Origin of the sequence: Photorhabdus africana (genome assembly GCF_035181445.1) — a bacterium.
Lineage (GTDB): Bacteria > Pseudomonadota > Gammaproteobacteria > Enterobacterales > Enterobacteriaceae > Photorhabdus > Photorhabdus laumondii.
Map to the genome: position 1 here is coordinate 68,635 of NZ_JAXBVE010000007.1, position 14,452 is coordinate 83,086.

At 39.9% G+C, this 14,452-nt stretch carries 15 protein-coding genes and 2 pseudogenes; 7 read left to right on the forward strand and 10 right to left on the reverse strand.

Going from position 1 to position 14,452, the window contains the following annotated elements; translation table 11 throughout:
- Positions 1-3 precede the first annotated feature (3 nt).
- From SLS51_RS05945 to SLS51_RS05955, 3 genes and pseudogenes are all read right to left on the reverse strand, one after another.
- On the reverse strand, positions 4-660 hold the full coding sequence (locus SLS51_RS05945; protein ID WP_323836432.1) for an SGNH/GDSL hydrolase family protein: 657 nt from the start codon (positions 658-660) through the stop codon (positions 4-6).
- Between the two features lie 272 nt (positions 661-932).
- Positions 933-1,178, reverse strand: coding sequence for a hypothetical protein (locus SLS51_RS05950; protein WP_323836434.1), 246 nt, complete (start codon positions 1,176-1,178; stop codon positions 933-935).
- 398 nt (positions 1,179-1,576) lie between these two features.
- Positions 1,577-1,702, reverse strand: a pseudogene (locus SLS51_RS05955) (Rpn/YhgA-type helix-turn-helix domain-containing protein); the annotation flags it as partial.
- 105 nt (positions 1,703-1,807) lie between these two features.
- On the opposite strand from SLS51_RS05955, the gene SLS51_RS05960 reads away from it, so the two are divergent.
- From SLS51_RS05960 to SLS51_RS05985, 5 genes and pseudogenes are all read left to right on the forward strand, one after another.
- Positions 1,808-2,062, forward strand: coding sequence for a type II TA system antitoxin, ParD family (locus tag SLS51_RS05960; protein WP_011146571.1), 255 nt, complete (start codon positions 1,808-1,810; stop codon positions 2,060-2,062).
- On the forward strand, positions 2,062-2,370 hold the full coding sequence (locus SLS51_RS05965) for a type II toxin-antitoxin system RelE/ParE family toxin (RefSeq protein ID WP_323836438.1): 309 nt from the start codon (positions 2,062-2,064) through the stop codon (positions 2,368-2,370). The genes SLS51_RS05960 and SLS51_RS05965 overlap by 1 nt, the downstream gene beginning before the upstream one ends.
- A 135-nt stretch (positions 2,371-2,505) precedes the next feature.
- Positions 2,506-3,084, forward strand: a pseudogene (locus SLS51_RS24610) (plasmid pRiA4b ORF-3 family protein).
- Positions 3,085-3,198: 114 nt separating this feature from the next.
- The gene (locus tag SLS51_RS05980; RefSeq protein WP_323836440.1) at positions 3,199-3,480 is read left to right on the forward strand and encodes a CopG family ribbon-helix-helix protein; all 282 of its coding nucleotides are present in this window, start codon (positions 3,199-3,201) and stop codon (positions 3,478-3,480) included.
- Positions 3,480-3,755 carry a type II toxin-antitoxin system RelE/ParE family toxin gene (locus tag SLS51_RS05985; protein ID WP_054481587.1) on the forward strand — a complete coding sequence of 92 codons (276 nt, stop codon included), beginning with the start codon at positions 3,480-3,482 and terminating at the stop codon, positions 3,753-3,755. Before SLS51_RS05980 ends, SLS51_RS05985 begins: the two co-directional genes overlap by 1 nt.
- 343 nt (positions 3,756-4,098) lie before the next feature.
- On the opposite strand, the gene SLS51_RS05990 is transcribed toward SLS51_RS05985, so the two are convergent.
- Positions 4,099-5,883, reverse strand: coding sequence for an acyl-CoA dehydrogenase family protein (locus tag SLS51_RS05990; protein WP_323836442.1), 1,785 nt, complete (start codon positions 5,881-5,883; stop codon positions 4,099-4,101).
- A gap of 510 nt (positions 5,884-6,393) precedes the next feature.
- Here SLS51_RS05990 and SLS51_RS05995 point away from each other — a divergent pair.
- A complete protein-coding gene (locus SLS51_RS05995) occupies positions 6,394-6,708 on the forward strand; it encodes a hypothetical protein (RefSeq protein WP_323836444.1) in 315 nt (104 codons plus the stop codon).
- A 154-nt stretch (positions 6,709-6,862) separates the two neighbouring features.
- Here the strand turns inward: SLS51_RS05995 and SLS51_RS06000 are convergent, their stop codons facing one another.
- From SLS51_RS06000 to SLS51_RS06020, 5 genes are all read right to left on the reverse strand, one after another.
- Positions 6,863-7,303, reverse strand: coding sequence for an OsmC family protein (locus SLS51_RS06000; RefSeq protein WP_323836446.1), 441 nt, complete (start codon positions 7,301-7,303; stop codon positions 6,863-6,865).
- 159 nt (positions 7,304-7,462) lie between these two features.
- Positions 7,463-7,897: a DUF29 domain-containing protein gene (locus tag SLS51_RS06005; RefSeq protein ID WP_323836448.1), complete on the reverse strand. Its 435-nt coding sequence runs from the start codon at positions 7,895-7,897 to the stop codon at positions 7,463-7,465.
- A 113-nt stretch (positions 7,898-8,010) separates the two neighbouring features.
- Positions 8,011-9,219, reverse strand: a complete 1,209-nt coding sequence (gene tyrP, locus SLS51_RS06010) for a tyrosine transporter TyrP (protein WP_323836450.1) — start codon at positions 9,217-9,219, stop codon at positions 8,011-8,013.
- Positions 9,220-9,263: 44 nt separating this feature from the next.
- Positions 9,264-11,183, reverse strand: coding sequence for a pyridoxal phosphate-dependent decarboxylase family protein (locus SLS51_RS06015; RefSeq protein ID WP_323836452.1), 1,920 nt, complete (start codon positions 11,181-11,183; stop codon positions 9,264-9,266).
- A gap of 446 nt (positions 11,184-11,629) precedes the next feature.
- On the reverse strand, positions 11,630-12,646 hold the full coding sequence (locus SLS51_RS06020) for an NAD(P)H-quinone oxidoreductase (protein ID WP_323836454.1): 1,017 nt from the start codon (positions 12,644-12,646) through the stop codon (positions 11,630-11,632).
- 223 nt (positions 12,647-12,869) lie between these two features.
- Here SLS51_RS06020 and SLS51_RS06025 point away from each other — a divergent pair, with 223 nt between their 5' ends.
- Complete coding sequence (locus SLS51_RS06025; protein ID WP_323836455.1) at positions 12,870-13,553, forward strand: hypothetical protein; 684 nt, start codon at positions 12,870-12,872, stop codon at positions 13,551-13,553.
- An 82-nt stretch (positions 13,554-13,635) separates the two neighbouring features.
- Here SLS51_RS06025 and SLS51_RS06030 read toward each other — a convergent pair whose 3' ends face one another.
- Positions 13,636-14,406: an SDR family oxidoreductase gene (locus SLS51_RS06030; protein WP_011146580.1), complete on the reverse strand. Its 771-nt coding sequence runs from the start codon at positions 14,404-14,406 to the stop codon at positions 13,636-13,638.
- Positions 14,407-14,452: the final 46 nt, after the last annotated feature.

The following is a 14,452-nucleotide window of genomic DNA, read 5'->3' on the forward strand; positions in this document are numbered from 1 at the left end:
CTCTTAAATAGATAAAATGAAGTTTGAAATTTTTGGGGCAATCCTGGCCATACCTATTTTTGATGGGTGCAAACCATCGGACACTGTGCCCAAACTATTGCTGGTCATAATATCGATATTTCCTTCATTGAATCCAGATTGCTTTAGCAAATCCAGATATGGGATAGAGTATTTTTCACAAATTTCTCGACAAACGCGGCAATAGTCAGACAAATAGTACCCTTTGGCGTTTTTACTGTTCATACCTCTTTGTACTGATATTGGCGTTGTTATAATAAACCCTATTCTCGCTAGAGGATATTTTTTGATCATTCCAGTCATTAATAACTTCATGCCGCCAATAAATGTCAAGGGAGTATTGTCTTTATAACCACCTATTTCCACTCCACCATAGGATCCAAAGTCAAATCCAAAATCATTTACCCCTCCCCATATTGTAATAATATCTGGATTGCTTCCCATTTTTTCATATCTTAAACAAATGGCTGAATTGTCATCTTTATCTTTTTGGGCTATGCATGTTCCCCCTATTCCGTAGTTTTTCCACTCTTTTAGGCCTAAATTTTTAGTCACTATTGGTTGATACCACCCTCTTTCAGTTATACTGTCACCGAGGGTAAACCAACACCCTCCCTTCAAATGCGATTGAATATAAGACATTTACTTTCATCCTTCTAAAAATAAAATGTAGACCGACTAGCTTTCTATCAGTATCGAGTATTAGCTGGAACGAGCGCAGGTGTTTCAGTAGCGTGGCACCCGGATATTCGGCGAGGGGCCGTTGTGAGAATTGCTGCCTGAATTTCTCAGACCATAGAGAATATCCAAACAATTCTGCGATTAGTTTACGTTGAGTGTAATATTCATGGTTGGCAACTGGGGTAGCATGACGGAAGTAGCGACTAATCACAAATGCATAATCGCTTTCCATATCAGACAAAGCGAAACAGAAAAAAGCGTGTTGACAGCGACAGAAATTCCAACTGTGGGACTTCATCAAAATCAGGAAGCGTATTCAGGGCGAATTGCTTCGCATCCGTTAAAACAGTGAGTCTTTTACTTTTATTGGCAGCTTGGTTTGTATGATGAGTCATTATCTTGATCCCACGCAAATCATGTCTATACCCGTCATCTTTCAAGTTGCCTCTTTGTTGGCTGCACTCGTTCACCCCGGTCACATAGTTACCTATGCTCCCGGGGATTCTCTCCCTTGCCGTCGCGATGCATCTTGAAATCCATAAGGTATATATGAGGATCGCTGACCGGATAGTGAAAATGAATTTCGTCACTGCGGTTGGATCTCGGATAAAGTTGTCTCATATAAATAGTACGATATCAACCCCTTTAATCGTACAACATTCATGACAGAAATACGGATTGGTTATCATAAGCAAGTTATCGATCAGGGACTAAAAAATGCTGATAGCGATAATTAGTTTGCTAAAGAAATGGCTGATAAATTAACTAAGGAGAAAAATGGATCTGAAACATAATATTGAATTACTGACCACTTGAGTTTAATAACAAAAATGCCGATCTTGAATATCGGCATTTTGCTATAAAAGAGAAGATGAATTTAATGCTTTAACATTTCAATTTTATCCCGGCTCAGTCCGGTATTGGTGACAATAATGTCCAAACTTACGCCATGCCGTAATAAAGCACGAGCCGTTTCCAGTTTACCTTCTTCTCGGCCTAGCTCAATTAAGCATCTGATGAAATTTCGCTGAGGTGGCCCCATAAATAGCTATAAGACATCATATGTGCTAATGTGGGTTTGTGGGTGAATTCATAAGGAGAATAAACTATGAGCCGTTTAACTATTGATATAACCGATCAACAACACAAAAGTTTGAAAGCGCTGGCAGCCTTGCATGGCAAGACAATCAAGCAATATACACTCGAACGTTTGTTCCCTGACATGACCGATAGTGATCAAGCATGGCAAGAATTGAAAGTCTTGTTAAATACGCGGATCAGTGAAGGGATGGAAGGCAAGGTATCCAAAAAAAGCATCGACGAAATTCTTAATGAAGAACTTGCCAAGAACGGACGCGATTAATGGACTATGTACTAACAGAAGCCTCTGAAGCCGATTTGCGCGCAATTATTAGTTATACACGTAAGCAATGGGGGGATGCTCAGGTACACCATTACATCACTACCCTGAAACAAGGTATTGGACGTCTCGCTTGCGGCAAAGGATCTTTCAAGGATATGAGCGAATTCTTTCCAGCATTGCGCATGGCGCGTTGTGAACATCACTATGTATTTTGTTTGCCACGCAAAGATTCTCCTGCGTTAATAGTGGCAATTTTTCATGAGAGGATGGACTTATTGGCACGCCTTGCTGACCGACTAAAGTTATGATTAGATCTTAATGCAAAAAATCTTATTGAGATCCTTTTTGTTAGGTTAGTGCCGAGAGCGTAAAAATCTGTGGGGCACTGTGTTAATTCGGCGATAGAATGAGCAATTAAGCACGTTTTTCATCAGGCCCCTACCATGAAAACCTACGTCGTGAAAGTTGCTCTCCGGGATATCAGTCCAATGGTTTGGCGCCGATTCAGATTATCAGGCGGGACTTCCTTAGCTGCTTTTCACTATATCATTCAGATCGCGCAAGGATGGCAGGATGATCACCTGCATCAATTCCGTATTTAGGGCAAAAATTATGGCATTTCCTACGAGGGTGGGATCGGGTTTCCGGATAATCCCTACAAAATTACAATTGATGATTTTGAATTTGATGCCGGTGACCGTTTTATCTACGAGTACAACTTTTTCGAACACTGGCTCCATGATATCCGCATCGAAAAAGTTCTTGAAAACTCTCACCTGAAGTCCCCATTTTGTCTGGCCGGAAACAGAATGCCTGGTGCTATACCAGAAGATGAAATGACTAAAACACTGGCATTGTTCAATGTGATTATTCATGCTGATGGCACAACGCCCGTCAGAAAAATTCGCCCATTGATAGATGATCTGGATACTGTCCGATTCAACCGCCGGAAGGTTAATCGCCAATTAAGTCAGCTCAACCTTGAAGCACCAGAACTGGAACCCATCGTTATATGGCTGTAGCGGATAGGGTGATCGTATCCATAAAGGTATAATCCAAGCTGACACTACCTTGATTGATTTTGGAAAAATCACTATGATTAGCTTTGAATCAAATAAATCATCAGGAGTCGGTAAATGAAGAGCAACATGACACAAGCAACAACTAAGGTACTGACAGCACACGTGCCACTACCGATGGCCGACAAGGTTGACCAGATGGCAGCCCGACTTGAACGTTCACGGGGTTGGATCATGAAACAGGCACTTTCCGCATGGATAGCTCAGGAAGAAGAGCGAGATCGCCTTACTCTGGAGGCTCTGGCAGATGTGGATGCTGGCCGGGTTATTGATCATCAGGCAGTGCAAGCCTGGACAGATAGCCTTGGTACCGACCAACCGTTGTCTGTGCCGCGTTGATGGAACTTAAGTGGACCAGCAAGGCACTATCAGATTTGGCGCGCTTGTATGAATTTTTAGCTCTGGCTAACAAGTCCGCGGCGGCGAGGGCGATACATTCGTTGACTCAATCCCCGACCATTCTGCTAAGTAATCCGCGTGTTGGAGAGCAATTGTTCCAATTTGAACCACGTGAGGTTAGGCGGATTTTGGTTGGAGAGTACGAGGTTCGTTACGAGATTCTTGATTCTATCGTCTACGTGCTACGGCTGTGGCATACCCGAGAAAATCGTTGAGATGGGTGGGTCGCCCATCAACTATTTAAATCGTGCGCGAGGCTTAGCGTATGATTTATCGCGTTTCATGAGCTGATCTAGTTACGTCGTTATGGGCGTACAACCCCAGGCTGCAAGCCCATAGCCACACCAAATTGTTCAAAAAATACACTTAACGTACGTTTTCGTACGGTTGGGCTTCAGACCCCTAAAAGAGAAGATGAATTTTAGGAGCCCATCCTAAAGAAGTTAGAAGTTCACTAATAATAGTGAGCTGGCGCACGGCATCCCAGTCGATTTATGCGCCAGAAAAATTGTTAAAGCAATCATTAATGGTGACCTTCTAGCAGGTCACCGAATTTTTCTATATATTTACAACATTATCCAGACTTATTTTATGGTTTAACTGATGGTGATTATTTGCATACCAGGAAATATAATCATCACTGGATATCGGCGTTTCGATTCCAATTTTATCCACGCCAAAACTTGAAATATATTCATTTATTCTATCTGCATTCTGGCGTATATATTCAATGCGTCTCTCATCTATTTTTTGAGATTCCTGTAAATTGATTATTTCACTTTTCAGGAGGTTGCTCATGGTACGATGAATCCAATCGAGAAGATAACCTTCGATGATCATATAAAGATCATCATCATTGTAATATGTATCAATAGTTGTCGTCACCACAGATAAAATCGCATATGTCTGGCTTAATTCTAGAAAATCCTTACTATGATTATTAAGTATATCTAAATTTACTCTTTTCTTGTCACTCGTTATTAATTTATTTAGTTTTTTATATAAAAAACTCATATAACCATTTAAAATGAAAAATAAGTCATTTCGGAAGAATTTTTTGTCTATTTCTTTCATTTTATTGAGAATGATCATCCCTCCGGCTTTTAGTGATAATACAAGATTATCACCTTCCGCAGTAATTGAACCAAAATTAGATATCAAATAACTGGATATTTTGTTAATCGTAAATAAGCCCTGTGCGCCGCAACGTTCACGGCAATTAATTAATATTTCTTGTGTACGCCATGTACACAGGGATTTTATAGTAATAAATTCAATAAGTAGATCATCTGAAAACTTAAAATTTTTAACTGACTCTGATAATATAACTGAAACTTTTTTTGTTAACTCTTTTAAGTATAACGCGTGAGTGATTGTGCTCAAGGTATCCCAGGCAATACCCTCTTTGAAATGAGAATAATGCATTATTGGCATAGCCCCTGAATAGCCGAATGTTTGCCGTTTATTTCCATATGTACTCGTTATATGGAGTGCTGATTTGGCTAATGTAACTGAACTCATTGCCATGCATAATTTCCCTGAATGTATTCTATTTGTAATTAACGAGAATCTTTCTCTTACTGCTTTAGTATGCAATGATATTTTACCCTCCTTGGTCAGGGTTATCATATTGCCCGCAAGGAGTCCTTCAAAGGGAATTTCGACATTATCAAATGAAGTGATTGCGTTATCTAAATAAAACCCTGGTTTATCACCAAGTGGAGTAATTTTAACTCCGGGAGTTAATTTTCCATTTACGGACAGAGGAAGAAGAAATGGGAAAATACCATATTTCTTTCCTGATATATTTAACTGAGCGAAAACTACAGCCACTTTGGGTAATTCACAAGGTATGGTATTAGGCATAAATTTATATGCATTTTGGCTAGGTGAATTTAACATGAACACCCCTTTTTCCGGGAGGTAATTAGCCTGTGTTTCAAGTGCAATTAGATCATTCCCGTGAACCAGTTCAGTCGCCAGATATACTCCAATGGCACGACCTGAACAAAGTTTTTGGTAAAGATCTTCCACATATGGAGTTTGTGCTCCTAAGTTAGCGATAGTGCCGATGGTTAAATTAAAATGAATTGATAGCATAGAAACGACAGCGCAATCATGTGGGGCTACAACTTCATGAAGCGCAACTAATTCATTAAATGAAGTCGTATAAATATTATTATTTTGAATATATTTAAGTAATTCTATAAATTTTTTTACTGATGACTGGTAATTGCCACAAGTGCTTTTAAGTACTGCTAAAAGGTTATCAGATACGACCTCATTTCCTATACTTAAATAAGATTTTAATGCTAATTCTAAATTGCACAATGATTTATTCATATCGATGAAGTCCTTTCCTTGAATGATTAATATGTATGATAACTATTTAATAGTGTAATTGAATACGCCAGAAATAAATACTGCTAATTTAAAAAATTTATTAATACAAGTGACTTGTTGAAAATTTTCCTTCTTAGAGTCCAGTATAGAAAGTCATAGTAAAATATGGTCACCAAGTAAATAATTACTCATTGTTATTTTAATGAGATTTATTATTAACAATTTTATTTTCATCGTTAAAATTATTTTGATATAAATAATTTAATATGAAAATGGATCTGAAATATGGTAGATATTTTTATTATTTTAAACAATGTTGCCGTTATTTTTATAGATAAAAATTACCATGTTGTTTTTATCAATTACTGAATTTTAATGAAAAAACTTCTAGCGTTATTTATCAGGAGAGTCACCTATTATATTAATATGAAGTTGATGCAAATATTATTTTCATAATCTACACTTCAAACATGTCAAACCTTCTTTATATAATTAAATCAGGAGTAAGTTATGAAAAAATTGATATCTATGTTATTTATTTTAATTGGTATGATTAGTGCCCCTGTATTCTCAGCAGAAACAAATAGTGGCATTGTTAGAGTTGCAGAAATTAAAGCTGATTGGGACAATCCTGCACATTATCTTTATACATTCAGTGGAGGCTTAGTTGGTAACTGTGGAAGACCAGGTTATATTTGGTCAGGTTCAAGCTCTGATAACATTAACAAACTATTAAGCCAAGCTTATGCACAGGGTTTAAATATTAAAGTTGGCATAGAAAATGCGAGTTGTAATATAACTACGGTTTACATTATTAAACAATAGTAATTGATTTTTATGCCATTATCATGGGGTAAAAATACAGATAAACATTGATTTCCTAACGCTATAATAAAATCCTCCACTTCACTGTAGAGGATTTTTTAAATTAACTTAGACAATCTGTCATTTTCGGAATTATTTCAACTTAGTATTTATCTTATTCACAATATATTTCAGTGACAAAAATTGGTGCATTCTCGATAGTGTCGTGAACTGGGCAGGTTTTATTAATAAAGTCGACAAAGGCATGAATTTCTTCTTCACTATTATCAGCGTTAATATGAAATTTTGTCACAATTTTGGAGAAACCTAATTTCGCTTGTTTATTTCTACCAGTGAAACCATCAGTATCAAGCTCACCCTCCAGCTTAACGTGAATATCAATTAAGTTAATTTTGTGCAGTTTAGCAAAAGCCTTTGCTACGATACATTTGCAGGCCCCGAGAGAACAGAGTAAAGCTTCAACGGGATTCATCCCCTGATCAGTACCACCTAAATTACGCGGTTCATCCAAATAAAAGGAGAAATCTCTTGATGTACATTCAACTTTCAATCCAGCTACAGATTTTACTGTGGCAGTAAATAGTTCTTTCGCCATGATCCAACTCCTTATATACCCGTTATCCTTCAAGTTGCCTCTTTGTTGGCTGCACTCGCTCACCCCGGTCACATAGTTACCTATGCTCCCGGGGATTCACGCCCTTGCCGTCGCGATGCATCTTGAAATCCATAGGGTATATATTCATATAGATTTTTGCTAATCAGGATAAAATTCAGGGGACAGTATCTGGTACATACCCCAAATGCATACGTCGGGAAACACGTCTAACCCGGTTTCGTTCATTGCTGAGGCAACGGCTTTAGACCAAACAACATCAACCCAGTCTGAATCATTTAACTTTGTCTTTAAGCTAGGAGATTCCTTTAAACCATAAAGAATCTCTTTTCTTTGCGCTTTAATGGTCCTTTCCCAACTTGTTCCTCTATGGCTTGGCTGGTATTTCCATTTTAATAAGCGAGCAATTAATACTGCCATGCGGCTAGCCAACTCACGCTGTTCACTCTTGCCCACGTCTTCGATCTCCTCAGCAATATTGGCTATATCAATCTCAGAGAATTTACCGGCACGTAATAACGTTGCTTGTTCATTTGCCCAAGCAACCACATCAGTTTCGTAACGGGTATGATTCATAATTGCCTCCGCTAATAGGTCTATTATGCTAGCAGTCTGTCAGAGAATACGCTTTAGGTCAAAAGAGAACTTATTTGGATCAAAAAAATAACCTGTCTTCGATAACCCTGTATTCACCCTACTTTCGGCAACATTCCACTGACTATGCCAATTTGGATTGCTATTACTGCAATACCGCAGGAAAATACCAGTAATAGTACTGCGTTACCGCCAGGTACCCGATATCGGCGTTCATTTTGCTGGCGGGATTTATATGCCAGGAGGCTAGGCAATACTAACGCCAAAATTGATAGTGCGACCGCGGCATATCCTAACGCCATCACAAATCCTTTTGGGTAAAATAGCGCGAAAATCAACGGCGGAACGAAAGTTAACAAACCAGTTTGCATACGCCCAGCTACGCTATTTTTGCGTTTAAATAGATCACCCAGAAAATCAAACAGGCCAAGTGTGACACCGAGGAATGAGGTTGCGAGCGCCAGGTTGGCAAACATTTGCACTGCAAGCTCCGTTTTCGGTGAAGCAACAACTTCGCGAATGCTGTGTAATAAGCCATTCAACCCTGCGTTTTCAGCTAAAATATTGACGAATGTGCTGGAATGAATACTTCCGAGTGTCGCCAATTGCCAGAGAATATAAGCAATTAGCGGAATTGCGCTGCCGATGATAAACACCCAGCGGAGTCGACGGATATCGCCATCCATATATTTCACAATACTGGGCACACTACCGTGAAAACCAAACGAGGTGAATATCACAGGAATTGAAGATAGTATTAATCCTTGTTCTAATGGCATGGTCAGTAAGTTAATATGCTGAACATGCGGCATCATCATCCCCAACATCAATACCAGGAAAATAATTTTTGCACCAAAAATAACTCGGTTAACCATATCTACTGAACGGGTACCAATGCAAACAACTCCTCCACCAATCACGGTAAACAGGATAACACCTACTGAGGCAGGAAGAGATAGATTAAGCCATTTGTTGAGGCTGACTGTCAGTAATTCCCCGGCGCCACTAATGTAGGCTGATGTTAATGCATACATTAGAAACATCATGCTGAAACCGGCTAACATTTTACCGCTGTTGCCAAGATAACGTTGAGCAAGTGTCCCTAACCCCGTATCAGGTGATTCATATTGGTAAGTTTCAACCAGCAATAATGCGGTGTAGCTCATCAAAACCCACAAGCCAACCAACATGATCAAACTTACACCAAATCCTACACCGGCGGTGGCTAATGGCATGGCCAACATACCAGCGCCGATGGTTGTTCCTGCTATGATAAAAGTACTGCCAAAAGTACGGTTCTTCACGTTTTTTCCCTTCGAATCAATAGCAAATATTTAATAATAGAAAATCAGGCCACTTTCTTTTTTTCTTCTTCATCAACAACCTGAGTCAGTTTGTGAATAAAAATTTTCTGGAGCCTTTCCCAATACTCGTCAAAATCGTCAGCATTACGTAAACAATGAGTCATCACAGCAGACCGTAAGACATATAAACGGTGGACTTTCTGCCATTCTTCTTGGTCAAAACCGCAACTTTCAACATAATGCCAAGGAGTATCACCATACTCTTCATAACTAAGGGAGGTGGAAGAAGTCAAAAAATCATTAGTATAAGTACGTCCAGAGGCATATGAACAAATTTCGTACATCCGTTTATTAAGACGGTTATGATGCATTAAGTCATCATTTCCTTGCTCTTTAAAAGTAAAATTGACCATATGGAAATCAGGATTCGGCATGGCATGAATTTCAAACCGGCGTTTATCAACAACCAATGGTTCTGTGGTTAAAAGTTTTTTAACCATCCAATTGGCTGTCACAATACCGGCAGCAATGACTTTTCCGTAGCCACTGATATTAAGTGGAACCAATCGATGCGCAGCCCAAATTGCGGCGGCGATAGCTCCGGCTTTAGATCCCTCCATAATAGAAGCACCGAGCACGACACGCCGGTTAACGGCTTGATCCTGTTGAGTATCAACATCTTCAAAAACATAAGCTGCACGGTAGGAAATGAGGTCAACAATACGCTTATCTTTCATACATACCGCACCGGCGGCATATTGAATAAATCCAACTTTGTGAGGATCTACGGTGATTGAATCAGCCTGACACATGGCCCGGAAACTTTGGTAAATTTCAGGTTTAGGCCAAATAATATCTTCCGGAATGATTGCCAATTCACGATAACGGCGGATAAGTTCATCATATTCCATAAACTCTCCTCGCTCGTTAAGGAACATTGCGCTGGCATAACCTGCATAAGCAGCATCAATATGCACATAAAATGAGACGCCATAACGCTCTTCACATTCTTTACGCAACGCAATAACTTCATCAACTCGATCAATGGCACCCACTTCTGTAGTTCCAACTACGGTTACCATCGCTAGAATAGGTTCTCCCTGCTCTATCAGACTGAACGTAATTTCACGCATTTTTTCAACATCGGTACGATAATTTTCATCGACCGGCAATGGCACAATATGCTGTTGACCCATCCCTAGAACATCCATTGCTTTCATCCATGAATAATGTTTCGACTGTGGAACCAAGACTTTGCCAAACATTCCCTGTTTTATCCCAACACCACGGCAAGAAAGTTCACGAACTTCTTCGAAAATGCCGCGCTTTTTTAATTCATCTGTTAAATCCAGAATGGCTGATGACGACATATTCAACAGTTGTTGTTCTGATTTATTTGCAACTAAATCACTGGATTGCGGGTGTTGTGCAATGGCAAGAGGCATGGTTTTTAAATTACGCGCAACCCATAGCCCTTCATAATTGGCGACAGTTCCTCCCGATGTGATATGTCCCCAGGCTCGGCGAGGGTCATAACCAAACATCTGACATAAATCTAGCCCTGCTTCAATTTCTAGCTCCGTTGTTGTCGGTGATGATTCGTGGGCACAATTGTTCGGGTTGTACATCATAGCCATGACATAAGCGAGATTAGAAACCATCAAGGTATCGGCATTCATATGCCCCATATAACGAGGAGAAAACCAGGGAACAGAGGTGTTTTTCAGTTTGGCAGATAGCTGGTTCAGAATACCCTCTGTCCGATAGAGGGTTTCTCTATAATTAGGTGCATAACGATCAATTGAAGTTACCAAGGCGGGATCTTCTGGGTGAAAATCAGAACGCCAGTGCATGTGCTCATTTACGGCATATTCCATCATTTCTCTAAAAAAAACCGTATTTTCTGATTTAGGGCCTAAAAACAACGCATCAATGTTTAAGTGCGAAGTAAACTGCTTAGTCATAATTACATACCCTTTTCCAACTAACAAAAACGGCTGTCAGCAACAGAGAGATTCTAAAATTCTTTATTTATTAATGAAATTACTATAATCCTCTGATAGGCAGACAGAAAATTGTATGCCACCTAACTTACCAATAGCTGGTCATACCTCATTATTATAGATGTTCAGAAAAATCTATCAGGTGTAATAGATTAATCATTAACATATCTATAAACGATCATTTGTTAATAGATATAGACTATATTTGTTAAAATATTAACAATGACGTTAAATATAAATTCTGATTTTGTGCGCGAGGACAAAGAACGAATAAAAACCAATCAAAAAATAGAGATTTATTTGTCATTAACCTTATTAACCATAATGGTTTATTCTAACGCGAAGAGGTTAGTAGATAGAATGCAGGGCTACAAGTTAAAATAGCCCTGATTTAAGCAAAAGTACTATTAAGATGATACATTTACCAGCATAACCTTGCCGATAACATCACCGGCTTCCATCATTCGATGCGCATCAGCAGCATCTTTCAGATCAAATACTTTACAAATTAATGGACTGACTTTTCCTGATTTCAATAATGGCCAGACCTGTTTTTCTAACTCTTTGGCTATCTCTGCTTTTTCTTCTACACTGCGAGAACGTAATGTAGAACCTGTGTGAGTCAGACGTTTTAGCATTAAGGGCATCAGATTAAGATTTTCAGGGTTTCCTTTCATCATACCAATCTGAATAATTCTCCCGAATTTAGCAGCAACCTTATAGTTTTTATTGACATAATCACCACCGATTAAATCAACAACCATATCAACTCCATGATTACCTGTGATTTTCAATACCCGATCAACGAAATCTTCTTTATGGTAATTAATAACAAAGTCAGCACCTAAACTGTGTGCAACTTTGGCTTTCTCATCAGAGCCGACGGTAGTAATAACTTTGGCACCAAAGGCTTTTGCTAACATAATAGTGACACTGCCTATCCCAGAAGTACCACCGTGAATCAGCAAATTTTCTCCTTGTTTCAACTTGCCAGTCTGAAAAACATTTGCCCAGACGGTAAAAAAGTTTTCTGGCAATGCGGCTGCCTGAACAAAATCCAAGCCATAGATGGGTAAAGCAACGGAGTCATGTACCAGACAATATTCGGCATAACCGCCACCGGCAACAAGGGCACAAACTTTATCGCCAAGGTTCCAGCGTTCACAACCTTCACCTTTGGCAACCACCTCTCCTGCAATTTCTAACCCCGGTAATGGCGATGCATCAGGTGGTGGTGGATAAGAACCCATTCTCTGAAATATATCAGGCCGATTCACACCCGCCGCCGCCACTTTTACTAACAAGTAACCTTTTCCTGGCCGCGGCAACGGAACCTGAACCAAATGCAATTTCTCCGGGCCTCCGGGCTTAATGATACTGATAGCTAACATATATTGGGGCAATGAATTAATTTGGCTGTGCATATATACCTCTTATTTTTTCGATGATCCTTTTTATGAATTTAGTTTAAGTTTAGATGATAATATTATTTATTCTGATTTGTGGAAAGAGTGCTGAGAAATAATGCTTGCACTAAGGAGCTCGGCTGAGGTTTTTCCACAAACGATTAAGACCATTAGGTGCCAAAATCTTACCATTTCATGTATGCTCATTTTTAAAAATGACAAAAATAATTGAGGTAACTCTATGGGGACAACGACGAAAGAGCTCAATGCTCTGGCAGTAAAACTGAAAAGCGGATTTGATCAATCTGAACTGGTCAAAGCACGTATCATCAATCTTGCTGATCATTTTATTAATGTGCTTAAAAACAAAGATTCAGAGAGTATTTCTCAGTTGTTAACTCTACCTGATGATGAATTTTGGACAGAAGTCAAAGGACGAGCTAACTATATTGAAATAGTGACAAATATCACACCGGAAAAGAAGGAACACGAGGAGTTTATCGAAACTAGAAACGCTTTTCTTGCCCATCTTGGGGAATACGGTGGTGTTTATAAGTCCAGTAAGGTTGCTGATATATTAGGAGTGACCCGCCCGACAGTAAATAAGTATGGTGAAAATCATAAACTCATTGTATTAAATTGGGGAATAGAGAATTTATACCCTGTATTTCAGTTTTCGGTAAATAAAAAAACTAGCAATAAGGGATATTTAAAAGGTGTTCCAGAAATGCTGGCTAACCTAGGTCCAGTCAGTGGCGTAAAAAAGTGCAGTTTTTTCCTCCGTAAAATCAAGACATTTAATCTTGGTATCGATCTGGCTGAATCCACGACGGTACTGGATATCCTCAGAAATGGCGCCTCCAATGATGAAATTGTTCAATTGGTAAAACTGGCGAAAATGTTCGGTTCTGTTGATTTTATATAAAAAAGTCCAGTATGTAATTGAAAAACAGCCATTTTTCCCTACCCTCCTTTGGAATATACCCACTGCGCAAAAATGCGGGTTCTCACAGTACTACCGTTTGCCCGCCATCGACTAGCAGTGATACGCCGGTTATAAACGACGCGAGATCTGATCCTAACCACACAACCGCATTTCCTACCTCTTCTGGCTCTCCCAATCTTCGGAGTGGCATTCTTTCCCGTAACCCGTCAAACATTTTCGCGACTTCCGGCGAGGAAAGAGGAAGTGCTGTATTGATCAGTCCTGGGCATACTGCATTAACACGAATACCTGACGGCCCAAAAGCATCGGCCAATGCGGCCACCATCATATTCACGCCGGCTTTGCTAGTGGAATAGGCGGTTGTAAGTTGTCCTGTCCTAATGGACCCCATACTTGACGTTGCCACAATACTTCCGCGTTTGCCCAGTTTTATCATCTGTTCAGCCGCCGCCTGTGCGCCAAATAAAACGCCATCAAGGTTGACCGTAAGCAGCTTGTGAAAATCGTCCGCATTAATCTGTGGACCATCGGTAGCTAATGCAATTCCTGCATTGCAAGCCATCAAATCAACACCGCCGAACGGTGTAGCGATATCGACCAATGCATCCATTTCGCTTCGAGAGGTAACATCACACCGGTGGAATATGGCTTGTGTACCAAGCGCACGGAGACGCTGGAATACTGGTGTTCCTCCCTCTCGGGGCTGATCCGTGATATCGCCGATAATTACGGTGGCTGCGCCATGACGCGCCGCCGCCAAAGCAATGCCAGCTCCGATGCCACTTGCGCCGCCAGTGACAATCACAACCTTACCTTCTAGCATACGGTCCATTTGATATTCCTCATTGTGTAGCGCTATTACAGGGGCAATTTGAGAG